The organism is Eubacterium sp. AF17-7 (genome assembly GCF_003461285.1).
Lineage (GTDB): Bacteria > Bacillota > Clostridia > Lachnospirales > Lachnospiraceae > Eubacterium_U > Eubacterium_U album.
This window is the reverse complement of the sequence record NZ_QTWU01000022.1, coordinates 1-23,772: the sequence shown is the minus strand read 5'-3', so window position 1 is coordinate 23,772 and position 23,772 is coordinate 1. Positions and strand designations below refer to the sequence as shown.

The 23,772-nt window shown below is 32.0% G+C and carries 21 protein-coding genes, 1 pseudogene and 1 other annotated feature; all 22 genes and pseudogenes read right to left on the bottom strand.

Translation table 11 applies throughout. The annotated features are described in order from the left end of the window. Window positions 1–208 precede the first annotated feature (208 nt). Window positions 209–1,018: an LPXTG cell wall anchor domain-containing protein gene (locus DWW96_RS13240; protein WP_158562724.1), complete on the bottom strand. Its 810-nt coding sequence runs from the start codon at window positions 1,016–1,018 to the stop codon at window positions 209–211. Next, a complete protein-coding gene (locus DWW96_RS13235; protein WP_117910752.1) occupies window positions 975–1,838 on the bottom strand; it encodes a class C sortase in 864 nt (287 codons plus the stop codon). The genes DWW96_RS13240 and DWW96_RS13235 overlap by 44 nt, the downstream gene beginning before the upstream one ends. Window positions 1,839–2,084: 246 nt before the next feature. Continuing rightward, complete coding sequence (locus DWW96_RS13230; RefSeq protein ID WP_117910751.1) at window positions 2,085–3,641, bottom strand: SpaA isopeptide-forming pilin-related protein; 1,557 nt, start codon at window positions 3,639–3,641, stop codon at window positions 2,085–2,087. A 127-nt stretch (window positions 3,642–3,768) separates the two neighbouring features. Next, window positions 3,769–5,475: a Cna B-type domain-containing protein gene (locus DWW96_RS13225; RefSeq protein WP_158562723.1), complete on the bottom strand. Its 1,707-nt coding sequence runs from the start codon at window positions 5,473–5,475 to the stop codon at window positions 3,769–3,771. A gap of 215 nt (window positions 5,476–5,690) precedes the next feature. Beyond that, window positions 5,691–6,329 (bottom strand): sortase, encoded by a 639-nt coding sequence (locus tag DWW96_RS13220; RefSeq protein WP_147339834.1) that lies wholly within the window; start codon window positions 6,327–6,329, stop codon window positions 5,691–5,693. A gap of 37 nt (window positions 6,330–6,366) precedes the next feature. After that, complete coding sequence (locus DWW96_RS13215; RefSeq protein WP_199522699.1) at window positions 6,367–7,125, bottom strand: N-acetylmuramoyl-L-alanine amidase; 759 nt, start codon at window positions 7,123–7,125, stop codon at window positions 6,367–6,369. Between the two features lie 94 nt (window positions 7,126–7,219). After that, window positions 7,220–9,871: a TetM/TetW/TetO/TetS family tetracycline resistance ribosomal protection protein gene (locus DWW96_RS13210; protein ID WP_117910747.1), complete on the bottom strand. Its 2,652-nt coding sequence runs from the start codon at window positions 9,869–9,871 to the stop codon at window positions 7,220–7,222. Window positions 9,872–9,949: 78 nt separating this feature from the next. After that, a complete protein-coding gene (rsmA, locus tag DWW96_RS13205; protein ID WP_117910746.1) occupies window positions 9,950–10,813 on the bottom strand; it encodes a 16S rRNA (adenine(1518)-N(6)/adenine(1519)-N(6))-dimethyltransferase RsmA in 864 nt (287 codons plus the stop codon). 16 nt (window positions 10,814–10,829) lie between these two features. Beyond that, entirely contained in the window at window positions 10,830–11,618 is a 789-nt protein-coding gene (locus tag DWW96_RS13200) for a TatD family hydrolase (RefSeq protein WP_022089426.1), read from the bottom strand. 480 nt (window positions 11,619–12,098) lie between these two features. Continuing rightward, entirely contained in the window at window positions 12,099–12,515 is a 417-nt protein-coding gene (locus tag DWW96_RS13195) for a hypothetical protein (RefSeq protein WP_117910745.1), read from the bottom strand. A gap of 127 nt (window positions 12,516–12,642) precedes the next feature. After that, window positions 12,643–14,595, bottom strand: coding sequence for a methionine--tRNA ligase (gene metG / locus DWW96_RS13190; protein ID WP_117910744.1), 1,953 nt, complete (start codon window positions 14,593–14,595; stop codon window positions 12,643–12,645). Window positions 14,596–14,733: 138 nt separating this feature from the next. Continuing rightward, window positions 14,734–15,009, bottom strand: a binding site (T-box leader). 150 nt (window positions 15,010–15,159) lie between these two features. Continuing rightward, window positions 15,160–15,855 (bottom strand): HEAT repeat domain-containing protein, encoded by a 696-nt coding sequence (locus tag DWW96_RS13185; protein ID WP_117910743.1) that lies wholly within the window; start codon window positions 15,853–15,855, stop codon window positions 15,160–15,162. A 51-nt stretch (window positions 15,856–15,906) separates the two neighbouring features. Next, window positions 15,907–16,572, bottom strand: a complete 666-nt coding sequence (locus DWW96_RS13180) for a HEAT repeat domain-containing protein (protein WP_117910742.1) — start codon at window positions 16,570–16,572, stop codon at window positions 15,907–15,909. Window positions 16,573–16,683: 111 nt separating this feature from the next. Beyond that, a complete protein-coding gene (locus DWW96_RS13175; protein WP_117910741.1) occupies window positions 16,684–17,058 on the bottom strand; it encodes a hypothetical protein in 375 nt (124 codons plus the stop codon). A gap of 1 nt (window position 17,059) precedes the next feature. Beyond that, window positions 17,060–17,782 (bottom strand): RHS repeat-associated core domain-containing protein, encoded by a 723-nt coding sequence (locus DWW96_RS13170; protein WP_158562721.1) that lies wholly within the window; start codon window positions 17,780–17,782, stop codon window positions 17,060–17,062. 337 nt (window positions 17,783–18,119) lie between these two features. Then, window positions 18,120–18,815, bottom strand: a complete 696-nt coding sequence (locus DWW96_RS13165; RefSeq protein ID WP_117910739.1) for a HEAT repeat domain-containing protein — start codon at window positions 18,813–18,815, stop codon at window positions 18,120–18,122. 44 nt (window positions 18,816–18,859) lie between these two features. Next, complete coding sequence (locus DWW96_RS13160) at window positions 18,860–20,095, bottom strand: pitrilysin family protein (RefSeq protein ID WP_117910738.1); 1,236 nt, start codon at window positions 20,093–20,095, stop codon at window positions 18,860–18,862. A 19-nt stretch (window positions 20,096–20,114) separates the two neighbouring features. Further along, the gene (locus DWW96_RS13155) at window positions 20,115–20,981 is read right to left on the bottom strand and encodes an RHS repeat-associated core domain-containing protein (protein ID WP_158562720.1); all 867 of its coding nucleotides are present in this window, start codon (window positions 20,979–20,981) and stop codon (window positions 20,115–20,117) included. 229 nt (window positions 20,982–21,210) lie between these two features. Next, window positions 21,211–21,645 (bottom strand): hypothetical protein, encoded by a 435-nt coding sequence (locus DWW96_RS13150; protein WP_117910736.1) that lies wholly within the window; start codon window positions 21,643–21,645, stop codon window positions 21,211–21,213. Window positions 21,646–21,667: 22 nt separating this feature from the next. After that, window positions 21,668–22,432, bottom strand: coding sequence for a DUF4367 domain-containing protein (locus DWW96_RS13145; RefSeq protein WP_117910735.1), 765 nt, complete (start codon window positions 22,430–22,432; stop codon window positions 21,668–21,670). Beyond that, on the bottom strand, window positions 22,432–22,986 hold the full coding sequence (locus DWW96_RS13140) for a sigma-70 family RNA polymerase sigma factor (protein ID WP_158562719.1): 555 nt from the start codon (window positions 22,984–22,986) through the stop codon (window positions 22,432–22,434). The genes DWW96_RS13145 and DWW96_RS13140 overlap by 1 nt, the downstream gene beginning before the upstream one ends. A 130-nt stretch (window positions 22,987–23,116) precedes the next feature. Further along, window positions 23,117–23,772, bottom strand: a pseudogene (locus tag DWW96_RS13135) (hypothetical protein); the annotation flags it as partial.

Below are 23,772 nucleotides of genomic sequence, written 5' to 3'. Positions count from 1 at the left end.
TAAAGTAGATAAAATTAGTTTGTAGGCTAATTGAATTAAAAAAGCACCACTTTGTAAAAAGTGATGCTAAACCATACATTATTATTCAAATTTTCCCTAATACATTCAGTTTTTCTCACCCATTACATTTTGTTTTGAAACGATTTTATCTTATTTGTCGCAAAATGTAAAGTGAAAGTTTTCGACCTTTTTCGACCGTGCACAAATTTCACCTATTCCTTTTAATAACCACCACACCTCCTGCAATCATTACCAACCCAACTGTTGCCAATATGACTGCTATAGCTCTGTCCTGACCTGTTTGTGGAAGTTTGTTGTCATATTTAGCTGTTGTTGTTTGATCATTTTCTTTGCTTTGCTTTTCAGATGTATTTCCTTTGTTTTTTCTTTTACGCTCATCTTTTTTACTTTCCTGTTCTTTGCTTTCTATGTTTTTTGATATGCTTTTAGGTTCCACATCTATGCTTTGTTGTAATTCATTATTGTCATTTATATATGGAATTGCAATTATCTGCGGAACAAATTCATACATTTTATCCTGTTCCACACAAGCATCAATAAGCATTAAATACATACCATCTTTTGCTTTTTCATATTTCATTTTTCCCTGTTCATTTGTTGTTCCTACATAATCTGCCGATATTCCATCTAAACTAATATAACCTGAAATCGTATTTGCAATTTTGCTCAGGTCGGAATTATTTTTTATGTCATTTACTTCAATCGGATATTTTGCAAATGTCCCTGAAAGAATATATTTATCATTTTCATTTTTTTCTGCAATTTTATAAATTCTAACTTCTCTATCTGCAAATATGACATTTTCATTTTTAAGAGCAATGTTTATTTCATACTGATTGTTTTCAGTCTGAGCTGCTTTTATTTTATTATTTGATATAATTCCAACCTGTATAACAGCTATAAATATCATTAATGCCATTACAATTTTCTTATATGCTTTAGATTGTAAATTTTTATACGCACAAATTATTGTGTTTTTTATTGTTTTCTCTCTCATATTCATACACCCTCTTTCCTTTATTTACGCACACTGCAAATGTTATTACAAATAATGTCATTATAATTAACACCAAAGCCAGTGCTATTATTACTACTTTCCACGGATTTACTTTTTGTTCATTGTCTGATTTTTCTGCTTTATCTTCGTCTATTCGTATCCCTTTTACTAATAGTCTGTGTGTATTAACAGCATATGGCGTACATGTAACCAGAGTCACATAATCTTTATCTTTTTCAATACTTAATTTTGAAATGTCTTCAGGTTTTACTACTGAAATTTCTTCCACCTGATAAAATAATTTTTTATTTAATACTGTAATTTGAAATTTGTCACCAATTTCCATTTTATCCAAATCAGTAAATAATTTTGCATTTGGCAGCCCTCTGTGAGCTACAAGTACGGCGTGTGTACTTTCTCCTCCTACAGGTAAAGATGAACTTTCCAAATGCCCTACATATTTACTTAGTACTTCATCTGTAGTCCCATGCTTTATTGGAATTTTCACCTTAATCTTTGGTATGGAAATATAACCCATGCTTCCTGAATCGTCTACATTTAAAATGTCGGCATATTTATTTTCTTCTTGGTTTTTATATTCCACATTATCTTTTGTCAGATTTTCATTATATAAATTAGCCTCATTTAATATACTTTCTGACTTTTTATTCTCCATTTTTTTCATTAGCTCATCATATTGTTCAGTCGCTTTTGTTGCATCCATTTGGTTTACATAACTACTAACTACCGGATATAGTAACACGGAGAAACCTATCAAAAAAATTATAACTAATACTGTCGTTGTCGTTTTTCTTTTCATAACTATCTCCCTATTGCCATTTTCAGTTTATTTTGGAGTCAAAAGTTAAAGGCTTTAATCTTTATATGCAAGATTAGCTTTATAGTTAAACTTATAGAGGATTCGAACCGATAGAAGCTTATAATCTTTATATGAAAGATTACCTTTAACCTTTGCCCCAATATTTATCTTTGGTTTATTTTCAATATTCTATAGTTCAAAATTTTTCATATGAAATTTAAAAAATATATTTTGGGAAACAGTTTATTATCTTTCTTTTACAGTTTTTCTTCTAATTACATAAACACCTGTCGCAGCACCTAACATAATTATTAATCCGCCTGCTACAAATAATGCTGTTCCCATTCCACCTGCTGTTGGAAGTGTTGCTCCTTTTTTATTTTCAACTGTAACTTTTTTGTATCCATTTTCTTTTTCTACATAAGTTGTAATTTCTGTTTTATCTGCTGTAATTGTGTAAATCCCGCTGGCAGCATTTACTACAATTTCGATTGGCTCTAATAATTTTTTGTAACCTGTTGGAGCCATAGTTTCTACCAAATAATATTTTCCGGCTTTTAATCCTTCAACTGAAGCAATTCCGCTTTCATTTGTCGTCACTTCTTTTATTGCATTACCTTTGCATTCTTTATTGTCATATAATTTAAATTTTGCATTTTTTAGTTTTACTGCATTATTATCTTTATCAATCTTTTCGATGGCTACGCCAAATGTATAAACAATTTCTTTGTCATCATCATCTCCAAATCCCGGGGTGTCCAGTGTTGGTCTGTTAGAATCTTCAGAATTATATGTTGTTCCATCAAATGGAGAATTTTTGTAAACGTACTCTACAATATTTTCATTTCCAACTGCTGTTCCGACTTTAGCTTTTTCATTTAATGTTGCTTTGTATTCTACTGTCACAGTTGTATACGTTTTAATTTTTCCGTAGTTTAAATCTACATAAAATTTCTGACCTTCTTCTTTTATTGTGTACTGATTACCACTTGTTAAATTTTTTGAATTTTCTCCATTTTCACCTTTAACTACAATAGAATTTAAATCTAAAGTAAGTCCTTCTGAGAGTTCATCGCCTAAATATAATGTAGTATCTGTTGCGCCTTCCGGATAAATGGGAACTGCTGCACTTAATTTATATGTGATAACATCCCCTACACTTGCTGTCTGTCTGTTTCCATCAGTCGCAGTGCCATTTATAATATCTTTTTCTACAGTAGGCTTACTTACCTTCATTTTTACCGAATACTGTTCATATATTTTATATTCATCATTTTCAACAAATGGCTCAACCTCTGCTGTAACAGCCTGATAAATGTATGCCCCGTTTGTGTTTCCACTTCCAACAATAATGTACTGCCCCATTGCTACAGCTTCAAATTCAGCTTTTTCTTCATTTGAAATGTTTGTAGATACATATTCAGGGTTAACATTATTTGTTCTTACATAAAAAGCAAATTTTCCTAACACTTCTTTTAATTTTGTTTCATTTAATTTAACGTAATCATCTACTGTCATTGTTTTGTATTCTGTATTTGCAGCCGTAAACTGTTCAAATGTCGCCGTAAAATTTCGGTTTATTGTATTTGTATCTTTGTCATAAATGGTTTCAACTACTTTATATGCATTTAACACATCATTTTCATTTCCTGTTAAAACATTTATCTTTACTGTTTCTCCTCCATTTACAACATTAGCTTTTGTACCGTCTGTCTTTGTTGTTGTGGCAAATACAGCTACATTTAATGCAACCATAATAGAAAATGCCATTACAACTGCTAAAAGTTTTGATACTTTTTTCATTTAATGCTCCTTTTTTATTTATTTGTAATCACATTTGTTTTTATAAATTCAAATGTGGTACATGCTTTTTGCTTTAGAAAGTTTTCATATATTCTATTCTTACTTTCCATCATTCTATTAGAAAATTTTATTTTATTTTCTGCAAACAACCAACTAAAACACTTACGACACACAACATAATTATTAGGCCGATTTTTACAAACGGTTCACTACCTATACCACCGGCATCCGGCAATTCATATATTTTTGTGTTTGTTATTGTATAAGTTGTGCTTGCATTTTTTGTTGCAGTAGCCTGATTTGTTTTTGATGTAAATTCTGAAGCAAATCCCGCAACACTAATTTCTTTTACACTATAGGTAAACTGATTTCCTATTGTATCTCTTGTAAGCAGCCCTTCTACGGATTCTTTCCATCCGTTTTCTTTTTTAACTGTAACTGTGTTAAAATATTCTGTTTTTTCTTCTGTGGAATCTTTATATTTGATTGTTCGATAGATTTCTACTTCTATGGAATCCGGAATCTGCTCCGTTCCTTTCCATTTTTTATATATATTTAAATCTATTAAGGGTCTGTCAATTTTACTTCCAAGAGGTGTCGTGCTAAATGATGCCCACACCTGATTTGTTCTTGGAACTCCTCCGTTATCCGGATACCTCATAAAATTTCCCAATGTAAAACTGAAAGCGTTAGACGTTGACTGTGGCATAATTGTAACTGAATTTTGAAGCCAGTTATCAGGCACTCCAAATGTGCTGTCATAAATATCTCCACTCCACGGATTTGTTCCGCCGTTATAACCATACTGTGTTCCAAATCTGTTTCCGCTGTCTTTATACATTTCTACAATATTACTGCTCCATGGAATGGTATTTGAAAATTTTCCTGAATAAACATATGCTTTTACATTCTGCGGATTTTGTGGCACTACATATTCCGGTCCATAATATGCTGCCGGATTTTCCCCTTCCTGAACATCCGCCGGATTAAGAGAATTTATTGTGTAATAATCAGCAACCGGACTGTCAACTGTTCCTATGTCATTTAGAACAATTTTGTTTCCAAATGTTCCATCTGTGTTTAAATAATAAAACTCCAAATCAACATGAAATTCTTTTACATTCTGCCATACCCAGCCACTATATAGCGATTTACTTATTTGAATTGTCGGATAATATGAATATGGTCCATAATTATTTTTACCCCAGTTCCATCCTTCTCCCACATTTCCTATATCTGTTGCATTTTTTGACGTTCTGTTTTTAAATGGTGTAACTTTTATATTTGCATAAGCTCCTACCGGCTTTCCATCGTATGTTCCAACTTCAAAATATTTGACTTTAAAATTCATTGTAGTTGTTTCTACATCCAAATCTTTATTTTTCCACCCGGCGTTCGTATCTGTCTTATAATTGTTTGCATTAGGATTAGAACCTTTACATTGAATCGCTATCCCATTGTATTTATTACTAAATGAAGCGTATATTCCTTTTATCGCTCCATTCCATGTCCCATTCCATACATCGCCTTTCATACTTTCGCGACTTACATCCTGATAAGCTCTGACTCCTTCTCCTGCCTCAACAATTTTTGCATTTCCATCTATATCTTTGACCTGAAGTCGATTGTACGGAAATACTTTGTCAGTTGATACTATCGTAGCGTCCGGCACAGGAATATCATTTGCCGCAAAATTTACTATAGACTCGGTTTTCTGACTGTTATTCACATCTGCATTTAGCATAACTGCTTCGCCTGCAAATGTCGTAGCACATATTAAACACATGCTTACTACTGCTATTAATTTTTTACTTTTTTGGATTATTTTTTTCATGATCATATCTCTCCCACTTTTATATTTGGCAATTGTATTTTCAATTAGATTTTGTCTTGTTTTTCTCTGCTTGTTATCATATGAAGCATTATTGCCAAATATTCCAAATTTAATTCCATAAAGTGGGATTTTTGCGAATGGGGATTATGAGATGGAATGCCTAGCACGGAACAATCCATAGGCATCAAAGTCGTGGGGCTTTTGAATCCGACATCTTATTTTATAATATTTACATCTTTACATCTCACAACAACTCTTGCCTGTCCATTAAATGTACATGTAAACAAGGTCAAATCATATTCTGTACTTATTACTTTTTCGACCTGTGTGGGCAATAAATTTTCCACACTTTCTACTTTATAGGAAAACGTGGAGTCGTTTGCGGATTTATATATAATTTCATCGCCTTTTCGCAAATATTTTATTTTTCCAAAATGCGTTGAATAATTGTGTGCAGCTAAAACAAATCCTGCGTTGCCCACACTTCCACTATATACGCACGGAGTTTTCTTTAACTGTTCATATGACCATTTTTCATTTATTGGGAGTTTGATTTTTAGAGACGGAATAATTAATATTCCTACATATTTTTCACCTGAAAATTCTATGAATTTATCAGATTCAGAGTAACTATCTGTCAGATTAGATTTATTATCGCAATATCCAGATTCATTTTTTTTGTTTTCCATATAGTTGATTATTTTTTCGGAAGATATACCTGCATTTCGATTTTCCATAGTATTTTTAATTGTCAGGGTGCCTGCTGTTCCAAGCAAAATGCACCCTATGACAATTGTAATTTTTGCTATAAATGTTTTTGGCTTTTTTAAATTTTTTCCTTTTTTTAATCTCATTTTATTTTTGCCTGCAACTTTTTTAACATTTTTCAATTTATTTCTTCAAATATTCTTCGATTCCTTTACATATCAGACCTGCCATTCTTTTTTGATAATCGTCTGACGACAAATTATTTGCATCGTCCCAATTGCTTAAGAATCCACATTCCACGATTATTGTAGGGCATTTTGTATGTAACAGCATATAATAACTTGTGTTTTCCTTAATTTCTTTTTTATTGTTTATATTTATATTATCGTTTAATATTGTCTGCATTATTTTCGCCAGTTCCGTACCACCTGCAGAATTTCGATAATAAAATACCTGCGCTCCTTTTACATTTTCCGAAGTAAAACTATTTTGATGAACGCTTACAACTATTGTTTTTTCATTTTTCAAATACTCTTTATTTATTATTTCACAGCGGTTTTCCATATCGGTCCTTTTTTTATTTCCATCCGATTCCTGATAAAGTCCGGTATCACTTTCCCTTGTAAGCACAACCTTTGCTCCTGTATTTTTTAAAATTTCTTCTATGTACAGGCTTATGGATAGGTTAATATTTTTTTCAAGTGCATCATTTATACCTATTTTCCCGGGGTCAATTCCTCCATGCCCCGGGTCAATAACTATTGTGTAACCACTAAATGGTTTATGCTCTTGTTTCTTAGTTTCTTTATTATCGCTTTCCACGATTTTTTCCATATTACAGGCAATCATAGTAATCGACATCAGCAAAAGAAATGCCATAACCGCTTCAATTTTTATATTTCTTTTTAGTATTTCGTACATATTTGTAAAACTCGTTTTCATCCAATTAATTATATTCGTCATTTACTCTTTTCCGAATTATTCAATTCGATATTTGACTTTATACAAATATATGCAGTTAGCGATTAAAATATGATTATTTATTAATCAATTCATCCAAATAATTCTTTTCTATCTTCTGAGATGATTTGTATTGTCTTAAGCCTGCTTCATGCACAGCCATAACATCCTGAAGTAATTCATTTGATGACATACGAACTGCTCCCCTGCTCAACACAATCATTTGCTCAAGTCTGTCTGATGTTGCAACCGTAACCTGATATTTTTTCCCGATTTCATTAGTTACTTTTTCAATATATGTGTCTGCCGTTTCCGCTTCTTTTGTATAGACAACATTTATATTGTTGTATTTTGAAACCTCTCCTATATTTCCCTTAACTTTGTATGCATCAAATACAAGTATTAACTCGCATTGCTTGTATCCCTGATAATTACTCATAATATCCATAAGTTTAAGTCTTGCCCCATCCAGATTGACCTGTGCAAGTTCATTTAATTCATTCCATGCAAATATTACATTGTAACCATCCACAAGCAAATATTTTTTCTCATTTTTCTTATTTTTGTTTTCCTTATAAACATATTCCTTCTGTGTTCTCTTTCCACTTCCCTGATTATCCGTATAACCAAATCCTGATTCATTTGCCAAACGTCTTTTAACCGGACCAAACTGTTTTTCAAATATCGCCTGCAATTCCTTGTCTTCTGCATAACTTGCACCCATTTGCCACTTTTTGCCTTGTTCAGGCTGATGCACCGGCACAATTTTCTCTGGTTCTTCATAATCATTATCCTTTAAGTTATCAGTTGTTACATGCGCATAATCCTTTACTTTATGCCATTCAACATTAAATCCTGCACCATGAGCACAAAATACTGAACCTGTTGGATTTTCCACATCTCGCTCACTGTCGTAATTAATATCCATAATGACTTCCGACGCATTGTGACAAGGCATATAACCCGCCAATTTGCAATATAGTCTTCCTCGTCCTCTTGTGTAAGTATTTACCGTTGTAATGTAACCACTCATAGTTGATACAGGTGCATACCCTGTAATCTCCGTAACCTCATCATTTGTCTTCGGTGTCTCAAATTCCCCTTTCATCTGGCTTATGTCATTCATCGCCCTGCCCACATTTTCCGTAGGCACTTCCAATGTAAATTCATAATATGGCTCAAGTAAAACACTTTCTGCCTGTTTCAATCCATTTCGCACTGCCCTATAAGTTGCCTGTCTGAAATCTCCACCTTCAGTATGTTTTGCGTGCGCTCTGCCGCCAATAAGTGTTATCTTCATATCGGTAATGTGCGAGCCTGTAAGCACACCCACATGCTGTTTTTCGTACAAATGAGTAAGTATTAATCTTTGCCAGTTTTTGTCCAAATCATCTTCCTTACATGCAGTTTCAAACACCATACCACTACCCGGTTCTCCCGGCTCAAGAAGCAAATGTACTTCCGCATAATGTCTAAGCGGTTCAAAATGTCCTATTCCTTCCACCTTATTTTTAATGGTTTCCTTATACACAATGCTACCCTGTCCAAATGTCACATCTATATCAAATCTTTCCTTTATAAGACTCTGTAAAATTTCAATCTGAACATCTCCCATAAGTCTTGCATGAATTTCTTTCAAATTTTCATTCCACACAATATCAAGCTGCGGGTCTTCCTCTTCTAACTGCTTTAATTTGTTAAATGTATTATGAGCATCGCATCCTTCAGGCAAAATAATCTGGTAAGTCAAAACAGGTTCTAATACAGGAATACTCTCACCTTCCTGATCTCCGATTCCCTGTCCCGGTCTTGTATTTTCGAGTCCTGTTACAGCACACACTTCGCCTGCTTTTACGCTGTCTTTTGTCTCAAATTTGTTTCCTGAATAAATTCTAATCTGATTAACCTTTTCATCATTGATTACATCTTTAACTTTAAGTACTCCGCCTGTAACCTTCATATGTGTAAGTCTGTTTCCCTGACTGTCTCTTGATATTTTATATACCCTTGCTCCAAATTCATCCGGATAACTTTTATTCTGAGTAAGATTAGCCATTGCATTTAATAAAAGTTCAATGCCATCAAGCTTTAAAGCTGAACCAAAAAAGCATGGAAATACCTTTCTTTCTGCAATAAGATTAGTTATTTCCTCATTTGATATTTCACCTGTATCCATATAATTTTCAAGGGCATTTTCATCACATGTTGCAACATTTTCAAGAAAATTATCATCTGACTTCTCATAATCAGAAAAATCTACGCAATTTGTATCTAGTCTTGATTTCAAATTCTCCATTATATGATTTTTATCACTACCAGCTAAATCCATTTTATTAACAAATATAAATGTAGGGATGTTGTATCTTTTTAAAAGTTTCCACAAAGTTTCTGTATGCCCCTGAACTCCATCACTTCCGCTGACAACTAAGATTCCATAATCAAGAACCTGTAGTGTTCTTTCCATTTCCGCAGAAAAATCCACATGCCCCGGAGTATCAAGCAAAGTCATGTTTATTTCTTCATTTTCATTTTTCCACTTTAGCTGTGCCTGCTTTGAAAATATTGTAATTCCGCGCTCACGCTCAAGGGAATATGTATCCAAAAATGCATCTTTATGGTCAACTCTTCCTAATTTTCTTATGTTTCCTGTTGTATATAACAAAGCCTCTGACAATGTAGTTTTTCCTGCATCTACATGTGCCAAAATTCCTAATATCAATTGTTTCATACGCCTGTTTCTCCTCTATATATCAAAATAAGTCAAGAACTCTGTTCTTCACATCATTCCTGACTTGATTTTTCATTATTATTTACTGTTTAGTATATCTGTTAATTTTGCAAATTCTTCCAGCGTAAACGCTTCACCTCTTACGCTTTCTGATTTGCCCATTGAAACAAGTGCCTCTGTAACCTGTTCTCTTGTAAAATTTAATTCCGGTGAGTTTTTCAATCCGTTAGCCAATGTTTTACGTCTCTGATTAAATGAAGCACGTATAATCTTAAACATTAGTTTCTCATTGCTTACTTTTACCTGAGTATCTTTGTGTCTTGTAAGTTTTATAACTGCAGAATCTACATTTGGCTTTGGCATAAAACATGATGCCGGAACCTTTAATACTATATCTGCTGTTGCATAATACTGAACGGCTAATGATAAAGCTCCATAATCCTTTGAACCGGGACCCGTCTTCATTCTGTCTGCCACTTCCTTTTGAACCATAATTGTAATGCTGTCAATTGGCACTCCACTTTCAAATAATCCCATTATGATAGGAGTTGTTATATAATAAGGCAAATTTGCAACAACCTTAATTGGCTTTCCGTCATTTCTTTCTTCTGCCAATTTCTTAATATCCACTTTTAAGACGTCTTCATTAATTACTTCTACGTTATTATATTCGCTTAAAGTATCCTGAAGTATCGGAATAAGTGACTTATCAATTTCCACTGCAACTACTTCTCTTGCATTTTCGCACAAATACTGTGTCATTGTTCCTATTCCGGGACCAATTTCTAATACAAAATCTTCTTTTGTAATATTTGCAGCACTTACAATATTTTCTAATATATTAGAATCAATTAAAAAATTCTGTCCGAATCTCTTTTGAAATGCAAATCCGTATTTATTTATTACTTCTAATGTTGCTTTCGGGCTTCCTAAATATGCCATTATTTTTCCTCATTTTCTATATTAATCTGTCTACATCATCTAATCCGATGCCATATATTTTCTTTGCATTATTGCTTGTAATCTCTACAACTTCGTCAGGAGTTATTCCCTTTATTTCAGAAATTGCACTAACAATATACGGAATATTTAATGATGAATTTCTCTTTCCTCTGTTCGGTTCAGGTGATAAATATGGGCAGTCTGTTTCTAATACTAAATTTTCCATTGGGGCATATTCAACTACTTCACGTAATTTTCTCGCATTCTTAAATGTTATTACGCCTCCGATTCCTAAATAGAATCCCATATCAATGTATTCACGTGCCATTTCTTTTTCATACGAAAAGCAATGAACGATTCCTCCGATTTCTTCTGCCTTTGAAGCCTTCATAACATCTAAAGTATCTTTAGCTGCCTCTCTGCTATGAACAATTATTGGAAGTTCTGCTTCTCTTGCAAGTTCCATCTGCTTTTCAAACCAGGCAATCTGTTCATCTCTGTTATCATTCCAATGATAATCAAGTCCTATTTCTCCCACTGCAACAATCTTAGGCTTATAAATTGCGTGTTTCAACCAGTCAAAATCCTCATCTGTAAGACTTGCAACTTCGTCGGGATGAACTCCAAGCGCCCCATATACATTAGGGAATCTTCTTGTAAGACCAACTGTTGTTTTGCATGATGCAATGCTTGCTCCCACATTTACAATATATTCAATTCCTCTGTTTTGCATAGAATCTAATAGTTTTTCTCTATCTTTATCAAATGCTTCGTCATCATAATGTGCGTGTGTATCAATTATCATGATTCTTCCTCCACTCGTTGATTATCTTCAATTTATAATCATAATTTTGCAATCATCTTTTGCAGTGTCACTCTAAAAAATCTGTAGGCATCAAAGTCAGGTGCTTTTGACCCCAACATTATATTTATAAAATCCATCTTTTTCCCGTAACATATCCTCACTCATTATACTCGAATAAAGAGTTGCTTGCAACACTTGTGACACTTACAATCATATTTCAAAACCAATCCTGATTAAAATAATTTTCATCTTATATACAAAGACCTTTGACGTACTTTTATTAAATTAAACCGGATTATGCATCGCCTCTTAATTTAATAATTTCCGTCAAAGGTCTCTTTTAATTTACTTTATTATTCATCATCGCCAGGTCTTTGTGTCCACCAGCAGGCTACTCCTGCTGCAACACATACAACAGCTAAAATAATAGCTACTATATTCATTGCCATAACACACACCTCCTATTACAAAAGATTTTATCTATGTAATAGTCAGCATTCTCTTTTTGCCATCCTGGTTGTGTATATAAACTATATTGTAATTCTTCCGTTTAAAAGTATATAAACCTGAAACACTCTTTACACTAACTCCTCCCGGAAATAAATTGTGTGAAAATATTGCTCCATAAATAAACGGTTGCTGATGTCTGTTTCTTGATTTTGCTTCTTTTGAAGTTCCATCTACAGTTCTTTTAATCTGTATTTGTGCATTTTTTTCAGGGCGCAAGCATTCACTTTTAACTCTTTTTGCTTCCTGCTTAATACTTTCTGTATGAGCATAATCATTCTGATTTGCAAATACTGTGACAGCATAAGAAGAATAGCCTGAGCTAAAAATAATTGACAATAAAATGGCAATTGCAAATATTCTGTTTTTAATCCATTTATTTACTGTCATAACCTGCTCCCCTTAAATACATCTTAAATAAACTTTCCAACAAATATTATTTTGTCGTTAAATGCAATCTAACAAACAACTTTAATAATTTTCTTTAACTCAACCAGTAAACTTATTCTATTATATTTTAACAGATTTCACTTCCTGCAGGCATATCTTTGTCTAATGTCATTACTGAAAGGTTTCCATCATCATCTGCTGCTGCAAGAATCATTCCCTGTGATTCTACGCCACAAAGTTTACAAGGTTTTAAGTTTGTAATAACTGCAACTTTCTTTCCAACCATTTCTTCCGGTTTGTAATATTTTGCAATACCTGATACAATCTGTCGTACTTCATTTCCAATACGAATCTGTGAAACTAAAAGTTTCTTTGCCTTTGGAACCGGCTCGCATTTTAATACTTCACCAACACGAATCTGTACTTTATCAAAATCATCAATTGTGATTTCTTCTTTTGGTTCAACTTCCGGATATTTTTCTTCCGGTGCTACTTCTGCTTTCTGTTTTGCCTGAATTTCTTCTACCTTTGGCATTACATCTTTGATGTCTAATCTTGCAAATAAGATTTCAGGTTTTTCTGTAACCTTATTTCCTGATGGATATTTTCCAAATTCAGTCATATCATCAAATGCTCTTGCCTGTGTGTTTAACTGTTCAAGAATCTTCTTTGATGTTTCAGGCATGAATGGCTCTAAAAGACTTGCTCCAATTGTAATACTTTCTATTAAATTGTAAAGAACTGTTTCGAGTCTTTCCTTCTTTGCTTCATCCTTTGCTAAAGCCCATGGCATTGTTTCATCGATATATTTATTACATCTCTTAAACATTGTAAAGATTTCAGTAATTGCATCCGCAACCCTTAAATCGTCCATTTTATTAGATGCCTTAACCTGAGTTTCAAGAACAACTTTCTTTAAGTCTTCATCAACTTCTTCTGCAACACCTGCGTTATTTACAACACCGCCAAAATACTTATTTGACATTGAAATTGTTCTGTTTACAAGATTTCCAAGTGTGTTTGCAAGATCAGAATTCATTCTTTCAACCATTAATTCCCAAGTAATTGTTCCGTCATTTTCAAATGGCATTTCATGAAGAACAAAATATCTTACTGCATCTACTCCAAATAAGCTTGCAAGGTCATCAGCATAAATGATGTTTCCTTTTGACTTGCTCATTTTTTCTCCACCCTGAAGTAACCATGGATGTCCAAATATCTGCTTTGGAAGTGGAACGTCTAATGCCATTAACATAATCGGCCAGTAAATTGTATGGAATCTTAAGATATCTTTTCCAATTAAGTGAAGGTCTGCAGGCCAATACTTCTTATATAATTCACCGTGATTTCCATCTACATCGTATCCAAGTCCTGTAATATAGTTTGATAACGCATCAATCCATACATAAATAACATGCTTTGGATCAAAGTCTACAGGAACACCCCATTTAAATGATGTTCTTGATACGCATAAATCCTGAAGACCCGGAAGAAGGAAATTGTTCATCATTTCATTCTTTCTTGATTCCGGCTGAATAAATTCAGGATGTGTATTGATGTGTTCAATCAATCTGTCTGCATATTTGCTCATTCTAAAGAAATATGCTTCCTCTTTTGCAGGTGTACATTCTCTTCCACAGTCAGGACATTTGCCATCTACTAACTGTGATGTTGTAAAGAATGATTCACATGGTGTACAATACATTCCTTCGTATTCACCTTTGTAAATATCACCCTGATCATATAATTTCTTAAAAATCTTCTGAACCTGTTTTTCATGATCTTCGTCTGTTGTTCTTATAAATTTATCATATGATGTTCCAACCAAATCCCAAATTCGTCTGATTTCTCCTGATACTTCATCTACAAATTCCTTTGGTGTTACACCTTTTTCTGCTGCCTTTAATTCAACCTTCTGTCCATGTTCATCTGTTCCTGTCTGAAATCTTACGTCATAACCCTGCTGTCTTTTGTAACGTACAATACTGTCTGCAAGGATTGCTTCGTATGTGTTTCCAATATGTGGCTTACCTGATGTGTAAGCAATGGCTGTTGTCAAATAATATGGTTTCTTTTCCATTTCAAATAAACTCCTTTTTTATTTATTCTAAAAACTCCCGAATATAGTTTCATAGGAATTGACAAAATCAACGAAAGTACAATTACGTTGCCTGTCGCCCGTAGTGGTACTAAATTAAAATAAGCACTCTCTTCTTTATGCAAAGACGAGAGTGCTTTAACTTCGTGGTACCACTTTACTTTATTCAGATATTAGTATCATTAATTACTGTATTCAAATACTATTCTTAATCCACTAACAAAACTATATCCAAATCTCATTTCACTTTAACGGGTGTATCCGTCACAGGTTTACTTTATGCTCGCCCATGCCGCTCCAAGTCCATCTTCCATAGTTCAACCTGTTGTCTGCTTTCACCTAATCAGACTCTCTGTAAACTGTATTCCCATGTACTCTTCTCTTCATTGCGTTTAATTATGCCAATTACTATGAGTGTATTATTTTTATGTTTATTTGTCAATATTGAAAGCTGAATTGTCTATAGTGCACGTATATCATAATATGAAACATTCGCATTTTACATTGCGCAAAATATTTTGCGGTGAATGAGAATTTTTTGTATTTCTACTCATCACTATCCTCTTCCATCTCATCCATTTCTTCTATTTTTTTTATTGCATCATCAATTGTATAAATAACTGACCTTGCAGTTTCCTTTTCTTTATATTCTAATAATATACTAATTATCATATCTCTATTGCTCTCATTTGCAATATCTTTCAAACTGTTTACTACTGCGCATTTATTAGAATATTTTTTTGAATTTGTCATTGATAACAGTTTGTCAAAATATTCTTTTTGACCTAAGTTATATAAAACAGTATATATGTTTATTTTGGTAAATTCTGTTTTTTCATGCATCAACATTTCTTCCAAAAATTTTATTAATTCATTTTCTTTGTGAATCTTAACCGCTATATCTCCTAATGATATTATTGCGTATCCTCTTACATAACCGCTTGTATCTTTTTTTGCTATTTTTTTTAGTATATTGTAAGTTGTAACCGATTCACTTATGCCCAACGAATCACATGCTTCAGTTCTTACCAGCCATTCCTTATCATTAGTTAAGCGTAATAATATTTCTTCTCCTTTTTCATCACTTGAGTCGACTAAAATTCTTGCAACAATAGCTCTAATAGTCAGTTCTTTATCATACGATAATTCCTTTAATATGCTATAATCATCTTCATCGAATTCCTCCTCATATGCTTTATCATCTAACCGTGCCAATACTTTTATTTTTTCTTTATATTTCATTCTTTCAATCCTCCTGTAAATGTGTATATTTTCCAACAGGTTAATGTAATTTTATAGTTCTCTATCCCAAAATAAGTCGTTTTTTAAATCGTTTATTAATTCTTCTATCGAGTTAATTACAATTCTTTTATTCTCATTACTTCTACGTTCCTTTAATACCCTAAGTATTTCATCTTTATTATTTTCACTTGCAATATAATCCAGACTATTTATTACTGAAATCCTATTTATATAATTTTTTTCATTAATCATTTCCAATAAATTATATAAATAATTTTCTTTTCCAATAACGTATAACGATGTGTATATACATATTTTTATAAATGGCTTTTCCTTGTTTTTTATTTTTCCTTCTAAAAATTCTACAAGTTCATTTTCTTTATGTAACCTACGTGCAACATCTTCCAATGATCGTATTGCATAGCCCCTTACATTATCTGCTTTATCTATTTGAGCAATTTTTTTTAATGTCTCATATTCCACTAAAGTTTTACCAATACATAATGAGTCACATGCTTCAGCTCTTACTGATGAATCATTATCACCAGTCAATCGTAACAATATTTTTACACCTTTATCAGTATCAGAATGAATTAACATCTCTGCAACTTTTTCTCTTATACCATTTTCTTCATCCCATGATAATTTATCTAATACTTGCAATTCATATTCATTAAAGTTTCTTTCCTCTATATTTTTTTCTATCTTCTCCAACAAATCATATTTTTCCTTGTTTTTTATGTATATATAATCTCCTACAATTATATCTGCATATTCTTTAGCCTGTCTCTCTTCTCCTATTTCTGTTAATTTTATTTGATTTATCCATTAAAAATAGTGCGTCAATTCATGAGCCATAACATGACAATATGATATTAATACATTCCTCCTTCCTCTTTTTATTTTTTCTTTACAATAATCTCCTACTGAAATTCTTATAAATGGTTCTTCAAGTTTATCATAGGGTCCCCAAAAAGTACCATCTACCAATTCACCATCTATAGCCTTGATTTTCATTTTAGATTTTACATATACATTTACTCTATACGGAAAACTATATTCTTTCCTTAAGTGTTTTGCAAAATCCTTTAATGCTAATTTAACTTCTTTATCAACATTAACATCAAATCTCAATCTTAAACCATTGCGTATATTATTACCTTTATAAACTTTTTTCCAATTGTCGCAATTCCATATATTCATATTATTTTCTTCCTTTATATTTATTATGACCTCTATCTGGTGTATGTTTTTTTGGTTTAGCTGGCATATTATTCCTCTTATTGTTTTTAGGTTTGTAGTTTTCTTTTGTTCTATTCTTATTTTTATTTTCTCGCCCTTGCTTCTTTTGATTTTTTCTACCATATGGATCTGGATTGTATTCTTTTGTTTTATGTCTTTTTGCCGACACAACATCAATAGCTTCTTTTGTTACTACAATAGATACTACTGCACTTATAAAATAATATTCAACTAATGGAATCGCTACTACAAAATGTCCACTCGGATCTACATAATTAATAGGATTTCCTCCACAATACGCGTACAAATTCCATGTTTCATAACTATCTATTTCTCCCCTGTAACTGTCCTGCGTAATAAATGTAGCTGTATCAGGGTTATAATATCTTGAATTAAAATAATAAAGTCCTGTTAATTCATCATATACTCCTGATGTGTAGCATATTTCATTATAGAAATTTAAATTTCCGACCTTTGTTGTTTTTCCATAATCTCCATATTTGTAACTTGCTATCGCTTGTCCATTTTCATCTATTATATTGGATACACTTGTACGTATATCTTTGTTGTAAAAATATGAATGCTCATTTTCATTTTCACAACGTATTGTCGCAATAATATTATTCTGTGGTCCTATTATATTATGGCTCGTAATATTTTCGCTTTCATCTGTTGTGTATAACACAACTTCTCCCTGATAAAAATAGTTAGTTACTGCACCATTATCATTTTTGGAAATTCTTTTTCCGTCATAATCATATGTATTTTCCTGTGTATACTTTATTTTTCCACTTGTACTTCCATTTCTGCATGTAACCTTTGTTAACTGATTGTTTGCATCATATTCTTTCTGTACTGTCGATGTTTCACCTATCTAAAAAATCCTTAAGCATTAACCTTCCGATAAGTGAAATTCTATATGAAACACCTGGTTATGGTTATGCTTAAGGATTATGTTTTAATATTATTCCCTATTTCCCAACGCTATAGCACACGAATATCACATTATAAAATTTGTATTTCTACTCATCACTATCCTCTTCCATCTCATCCATTTCTTCTATTTCTTTAATTGCATCATTAATTGTATAAATAACCGACATTGCTGTTTCCTTTTTCTTATGCTCCAATAGCACATTAATTATCATATCTCTATTGCTCTCATTTGCAATATATTTCAAACAATTTACTACTGCACCTCTGTTTGTATATTTTTTCGAGTTTATCATTGATAACAGTTTGCCAAAATATTCTTTGCGACCTAAGTTATATAAAACAGTACATATATTTATTTTTGTAAATTGTACTTTTTCATGTTTCAATCTGTCTTCTAGATATTCTAGTAATTCATCTTCTTTATTAATCTTATCCGCTATATCTCCTAATGACAATATTGCATATCCTCTTACGTAACCACTCGTATCCTTTTTTGCTATTTTTTTTAGCAGATTGTAAGTTGTAACAGATTCGCTTATACATAATGAGTCGCAGGCATCCGCTCTTACCAGCCACTCCTTATCATTAGTTAAGCGTAATAATATCTCTTCTCCGTTTTCATTACTTGATTCAACTAAAATTTCCGCAACAAGATCTCTAATCATAACTTCTTTATCATAAGATAATTCATTTAATATTTTGTAATCATTTTCATCTAGTTCTTCCTCATATGATTTTTCCTCTATTTGTCTCAATATTTTTTCTTTTTCTCTAAATTTCATTTTTCTCCTCCTGTAAATGTGTATAACCAACTTTCTGTTTTCTTTTATCTACCCTTTATCGGTCCCATTGCTATCAATGACATATTTTTATTTTTCAAAATTATTTCCGCCACTTTTTGCATTCTCTCATAATTAATCTTTTCATTTTCTTTTATTCGCTCATTAATTGTCAGTCCTATTTTGTTTTTTATGAAGTCATTTCCTAATTGAAAATTCAATTCTTTTGTTCCTTCTGTCCAATACCATAAGTTTTCTGTAAAAAAAGGCATATTTTTTTCTATATCTTCTTGTGAAATTACAGTTTTTAACATTTTTAGCATCTTAACAATTACATTTAAACTTAAATATAGCTGGTCTTTTTCAATAGAATAAACTATAGACCATACTGCTTTGTCGCTAAATATTTCTCCATAAGAATATATATCATAAACCATTCCTCGTTTGTCTCGAATTTCCTGTTGTAAATAAGAGCCATCTCCTCCGCCAACTATACTGTTAAAAAACAAGAGTTCGTTTTCCTTTATTTGTTTTAAATCAACGTCAAAAATCAATTGCATATTTATTAAATTCCATTCTGGATAATTTTTCATTAAATAATTATGTTTTCTTTTGAATTGCCCATCATTCATATTGTTAGAATTTATTTTTTGTAAACATTCATTAATTGCAATTGCCTCAAATTTTTTGTTTATCCATATAATTTCCTCTTCGTTGATTGCCCCTGTTATAACAAGCAACATATTATCTTTACAAAATATTTTTTTCTTATATTGGACTAATTTTTGCAAAGTAATTCTTTTTATATTAGATGCATTACCTAAAATACTATTGGACAAAGGATGTTTATTCCATATTACTCTGTCTATTATTTTTTGATTTTCATTATTATCCTCTTTCTCACGTATTTCACTTATTACAACTTTTTTTTCACTTTTTAACTGTTCTTCTGTCCATTCGTAAGTTGTTATAATTTTTTCAAAGAGATTTAAACTTTTTTTCAGATATTTAGGTCTTACTTTTATATTAAAGCATAGCATTTCTTTATATGTTGTACCACGTAAGGTACTTCCCATTTTTTCTGCATATTCGTATATTTCTTTTTGCTTCATATTTCCCAGTTGTCTAAAATGCATATGCTCTAATAAATGTGTTATTCCATTATCGCCTTTATTCTCATATCTCGCACCTGCCTTTATATACAATCCGATTTCTATTGATTGTGCATTATCTATTGGATATTCTACTATTTTTAATCCATTATTTAATCTTTTTTCGTACATTATTTTCACTCTCCTTTAATTATGGTATGACAACATTAGCTGGAATTGTCCACCAAAGAGGCGGTACTAATGATGGTGCCATTCTTATCCCTCTATACATTAAATACCCTACTCCTAATGTTGTTCCAACCACAACAATTTTTCGCATTCTCCTTCTACTCTGTCCATTACTTCCCTTTGGAACTCTAGAATGTTCTTCTCCATTTATATGTCCAACGTTTCTTTCTCTTTCCCCACTAGGTTTCCTTAAATCTGCACCTTTTCTTTTATCTTTTCTAGTTGTTTTGTTATTTTTTTGATTTTTTTTAGCCTTATGTCCGCTCGGGTCTACATAATTAATAGGATTTCCTCCACAATACGCGTACAAATTCCATGTTTCATAACTATCTATTTCTCCCCTGTAACTGTCCTGCGTAATAAATGTAGCTGTATCAGGGTTATAATATCTTGAATTAAAATAATAAAGTCCTGTTAATTCATCATATACTCCTGATGTGTAGCATATTTCATTATAGAAATTTAAATTTCCGACCTTTGTTGTTTTTCCATAATCTCCATATTTGTAACTTGCTATCGCTTGTCCGCTTTCATCTATTATATTGGATACACTTGTACGTATATCTTTGTTGTAAAAGTATGAATGCTCACCCTCATTTTCATAACGTATTGTCGCAATAATATTATTCTGAGGTCCTATAATATTATGACTTGTAACATTTCCACTTTCATCCGTTGTATATAATACAACCTCTCCCTGATAAAAATAATTAGTTACTGTTCCATTATCATTTTTTTCAATTCTTTTTCCGTCATAATTATATGCATTTTCCTGTGTATACCTTATTTCTCCATTTGTATTTCCATTTCTACATATAACCTTTGTCAACTGATTGTTTACATCATATTCTTTCTGTACTGTCTCAGTTATTGTCGATGTTTCACCTATCTAAAAAAATCCTTAAGCATTAACCTTTCCGGTAAGTGAGATTCTATATGACACACCTGGTTATGGTTATGCTTAAGGATTATGTTTTAATGTTATTCACAATACAATCTTTAGTATTTAATTTTCAACTTATTAACGTAACGTTACAGTAAACTACTACATTTATATATTAATGCCACACTTCACTGCTATACTTTGCTCCTGCTTCTACTAATTTAGAACCTGAATAAATTTTAACAACGACCTGTACTCTGTAATAATATCCCGAATCAACACTTACTGTTTTTGATAGTGTTTTCTTTCCTGTTCCTGAATAAGTCTGTGTCCATGTTTTATATGGTGTATATGCCTTATCACTCTTTGTACATCTTTGTAATGTCATTGTTATTTCGCAGGTTTTGTTGGCTGTCATTTTACATATACCCTCACATGCAGCCTTGTTTCCACTAATTGCTAATGTTGAAGTAATCTGGCTCATATTGGTATATCTTGGTGTTACACCCTCTATATCCGCATTTTGTAATTCCTGTGCTGCTACATTTGTATATGACATCATTACTACAACTCCCAAAAACATACATAAAAATTTTCTAAATCTCTTCATTAAAATTTCCTCCTCTAAAATTTTAGTTCTTTTTCACACTCTCCGCTACCTTAACCAATTCTTCTTTGGTCACTCCGATTCCTTCTACTTCTATAAAATAATCATTCTCTTTCCATAACAACTTATTTGTATTTCCAATTTCCTCATACTCTTTTTCAACATACATAGCTCTTTTTCCGTTGATATCCAAATATTCAACTTTTGCATTTTCCGTATCTATTGAATATGTTGTACTATCAATGTCCTGTTCAAATGTAATGCTATTGTCATTTACATCTGCATATTCTATGCATCTTGATAATGTGCTACACGATGACGTTAATGTACTAAATCCTTCCGGCAAATATGTTACATTGTATTCTTCTGTCCATTCAATATCAAACCTGCCCTCGCTTACCCTTGAACTATTTTCTTTATTAACATCATTAGACTGAATCTGTGTAGCTACTTTAGACTCCTTAACAAGAAATCCCAAAGTTGCGCTTCTCATGGCCGGTACTGATACAACAGATATATTAAACACAATCATAACTACCGCAACAGCCACCGATGCCTTGTAAAACAGGGGAATTCCGTTCTTTTTTTCTTTACTTTTGTTGAATTGCACTTTTTGATTATCAGTAAACAAATCATCCATAAACTTTGTATAATTTTCAGGTAGCGGCTCCCCACTCTGTTTATTTAATTGATTTGCTTCCTCAATGATTTTTTTTCCTTCGTATTCAACATATGTTGATGATGCTTTTTTTAATAATTGCTCAAGCCCTCTTTCATTTCTTATCTTCATTACTCTATCTCCATCTCTTTTTTAATAATATTGAAAAGACGCTTCTTCGCTCTTCCCACATATACATGAACCTGTTCCTGCTTTATGTGAAACATCTCACTTATTTCCTTTTCGCTCATATTCCACAAGTACTTATACACAATCAACTCTGCATCCTTTTGCGACAATTTATCCATATAATTTTTCAAATTGTCCTGCAATTCTTTTCTAGCACAAATTATTTCCGGATATTTGCTTTCATCGTCATCAGGTATCTTTTCAATTTCATTATCTTCAAATCCAAAGTTTACATGTGTATTTTCGCGTTTTCGCTTTCTTGTATAATCAATTGAAATATTCCTGATTATACTAATCAAATAAAACGCAACCTGAGGTTCCTCTAGTTTTCGTATCTTTTCATAATTATTAAACACTTTTATAAATGCTTCGCTTACCATATCATCGGCTATGTGATAATCTCCCACTATCTCATGGGCCCTAGCCCTCATAATACGGTAATACTTTTCATACCAACCGGTTATCTCCCTTTTCTTTTTTTCATTGTTAATCTTCAATTGCACAATTCCTTTTTCACTGGTAAAATTTCTCCCCTATATTATAAACGATATTAGAGCATAAAACCGAACACATTTTAATGAAAAATTTTATAAATTTCACTAAAATATGTTCGGTTCTCATTTTTCTTTATTTATTACATCTAATCAACTTAGACCATTCTCCAAAGTTCTTTTTCCCATCAATTATCTTATAAGCCCTAACTTTTAAGTAATAAGTTTTATTGGCATTCACTTTTCTTATGACACCTTTATTTTTCTTTACATTAACTGTTTTCTTACTTTTCGTTAATTTTTTATTTTCTCCAACTTTTATCACATAGCCATCTGCATTTTTAACTTTTTTCCATGTAATATTTAATTTTTTATTTTTTAACGTAGCTTTAACCTTTCTAGTTTTATTAATCTTTACACTTATAGGTTTAGTCAATTTTATCATTACAGATGAATCTGAAAATTCTGCTGTAAAATAACTTTCTCCCTCTGGTAAAGTCTTAACATATTCTTCTTTTAATGTTATCTTCATAACATCCGATATAGTTGATACTGTATAATTAGATTCATCAACTTTTATTCCTTTGTATGTCAATTGATTAAATAAATCTGCATAAAATGTGTGTGAAAATGTATTTGATTCCAATAATGCTTCGGCATTTCCACTTCCGTTCCATTTTGAAAAAGAAAAGCTTGCATCCTTAAAGTCAATTTTATGTGTCACAACATAAAGTCTAATAGGAATAATCGCCTTAGCAAATACAGCTTTAAATGAGTACATTCCATCCTGCA

What these genes read in the sequence shown, in the direction of transcription:
- DWW96_RS13240 (WP_158562724.1), bottom strand. Translation starts at nt 1,018, where the DNA reads ATGAGAGAGAAAACAATAAAAAACACAATAATTTGTGCGTATAAAAAT.
- DWW96_RS13235 (WP_117910752.1), bottom strand. Translation starts at nt 1,838, where the DNA reads ATGAAAAGAAAAACGACAACGACAGTATTAGTTATAATTTTTTTGATA.
- DWW96_RS13230 (WP_117910751.1), bottom strand. Translation starts at nt 3,641, where the DNA reads ATGAAAAAAGTATCAAAACTTTTAGCAGTTGTAATGGCATTTTCTATT.
- DWW96_RS13225 (WP_158562723.1), bottom strand. Translation starts at nt 5,475, where the DNA reads ATGAAAAAAATAATCCAAAAAAGTAAAAAATTAATAGCAGTAGTAAGC.
- DWW96_RS13220 (WP_147339834.1), bottom strand. Translation starts at nt 6,329, where the DNA reads ATGAGATTAAAAAAAGGAAAAAATTTAAAAAAGCCAAAAACATTTATA.
- DWW96_RS13215 (WP_199522699.1), bottom strand. Translation starts at nt 7,125, where the DNA reads ATGAAAACGAGTTTTACAAATATGTACGAAATACTAAAAAGAAATATA.
- DWW96_RS13210 (WP_117910747.1), bottom strand. Translation starts at nt 9,871, where the DNA reads ATGAAACAATTGATATTAGGAATTTTGGCACATGTAGATGCAGGAAAA.
- rsmA (WP_117910746.1), bottom strand. Translation starts at nt 10,813, where the DNA reads ATGGCATATTTAGGAAGCCCGAAAGCAACATTAGAAGTAATAAATAAA.
- DWW96_RS13200 (WP_022089426.1), bottom strand. Translation starts at nt 11,618, where the DNA reads ATGATAATTGATACACACGCACATTATGATGACGAAGCATTTGATAAA.
- DWW96_RS13195 (WP_117910745.1), bottom strand. Translation starts at nt 12,515, where the DNA reads ATGACAGTAAATAAATGGATTAAAAACAGAATATTTGCAATTGCCATT.
- metG (WP_117910744.1), bottom strand. Translation starts at nt 14,595, where the DNA reads ATGGAAAAGAAACCATATTATTTGACAACAGCCATTGCTTACACATCA.
- DWW96_RS13185 (WP_117910743.1), bottom strand. Translation starts at nt 15,855, where the DNA reads ATGAAATATAAAGAAAAAATAAAAGTATTGGCACGGTTAGATGATAAA.
- DWW96_RS13175 (WP_117910741.1), bottom strand. Translation starts at nt 17,058, where the DNA reads ATGAATATATGGAATTGCGACAATTGGAAAAAAGTTTATAAAGGTAAT.
- DWW96_RS13165 (WP_117910739.1), bottom strand. Translation starts at nt 18,815, where the DNA reads ATGAAATTTAGAGAAAAAGAAAAAATATTGAGACAAATAGAGGAAAAA.
- DWW96_RS13160 (WP_117910738.1), bottom strand. Translation starts at nt 20,095, where the DNA reads ATGTACGAAAAAAGATTAAATAATGGATTAAAAATAGTAGAATATCCA.
- DWW96_RS13150 (WP_117910736.1), bottom strand. Translation starts at nt 21,645, where the DNA reads ATGAAGAGATTTAGAAAATTTTTATGTATGTTTTTGGGAGTTGTAGTA.
- DWW96_RS13145 (WP_117910735.1), bottom strand. Translation starts at nt 22,432, where the DNA reads ATGAAGATAAGAAATGAAAGAGGGCTTGAGCAATTATTAAAAAAAGCA.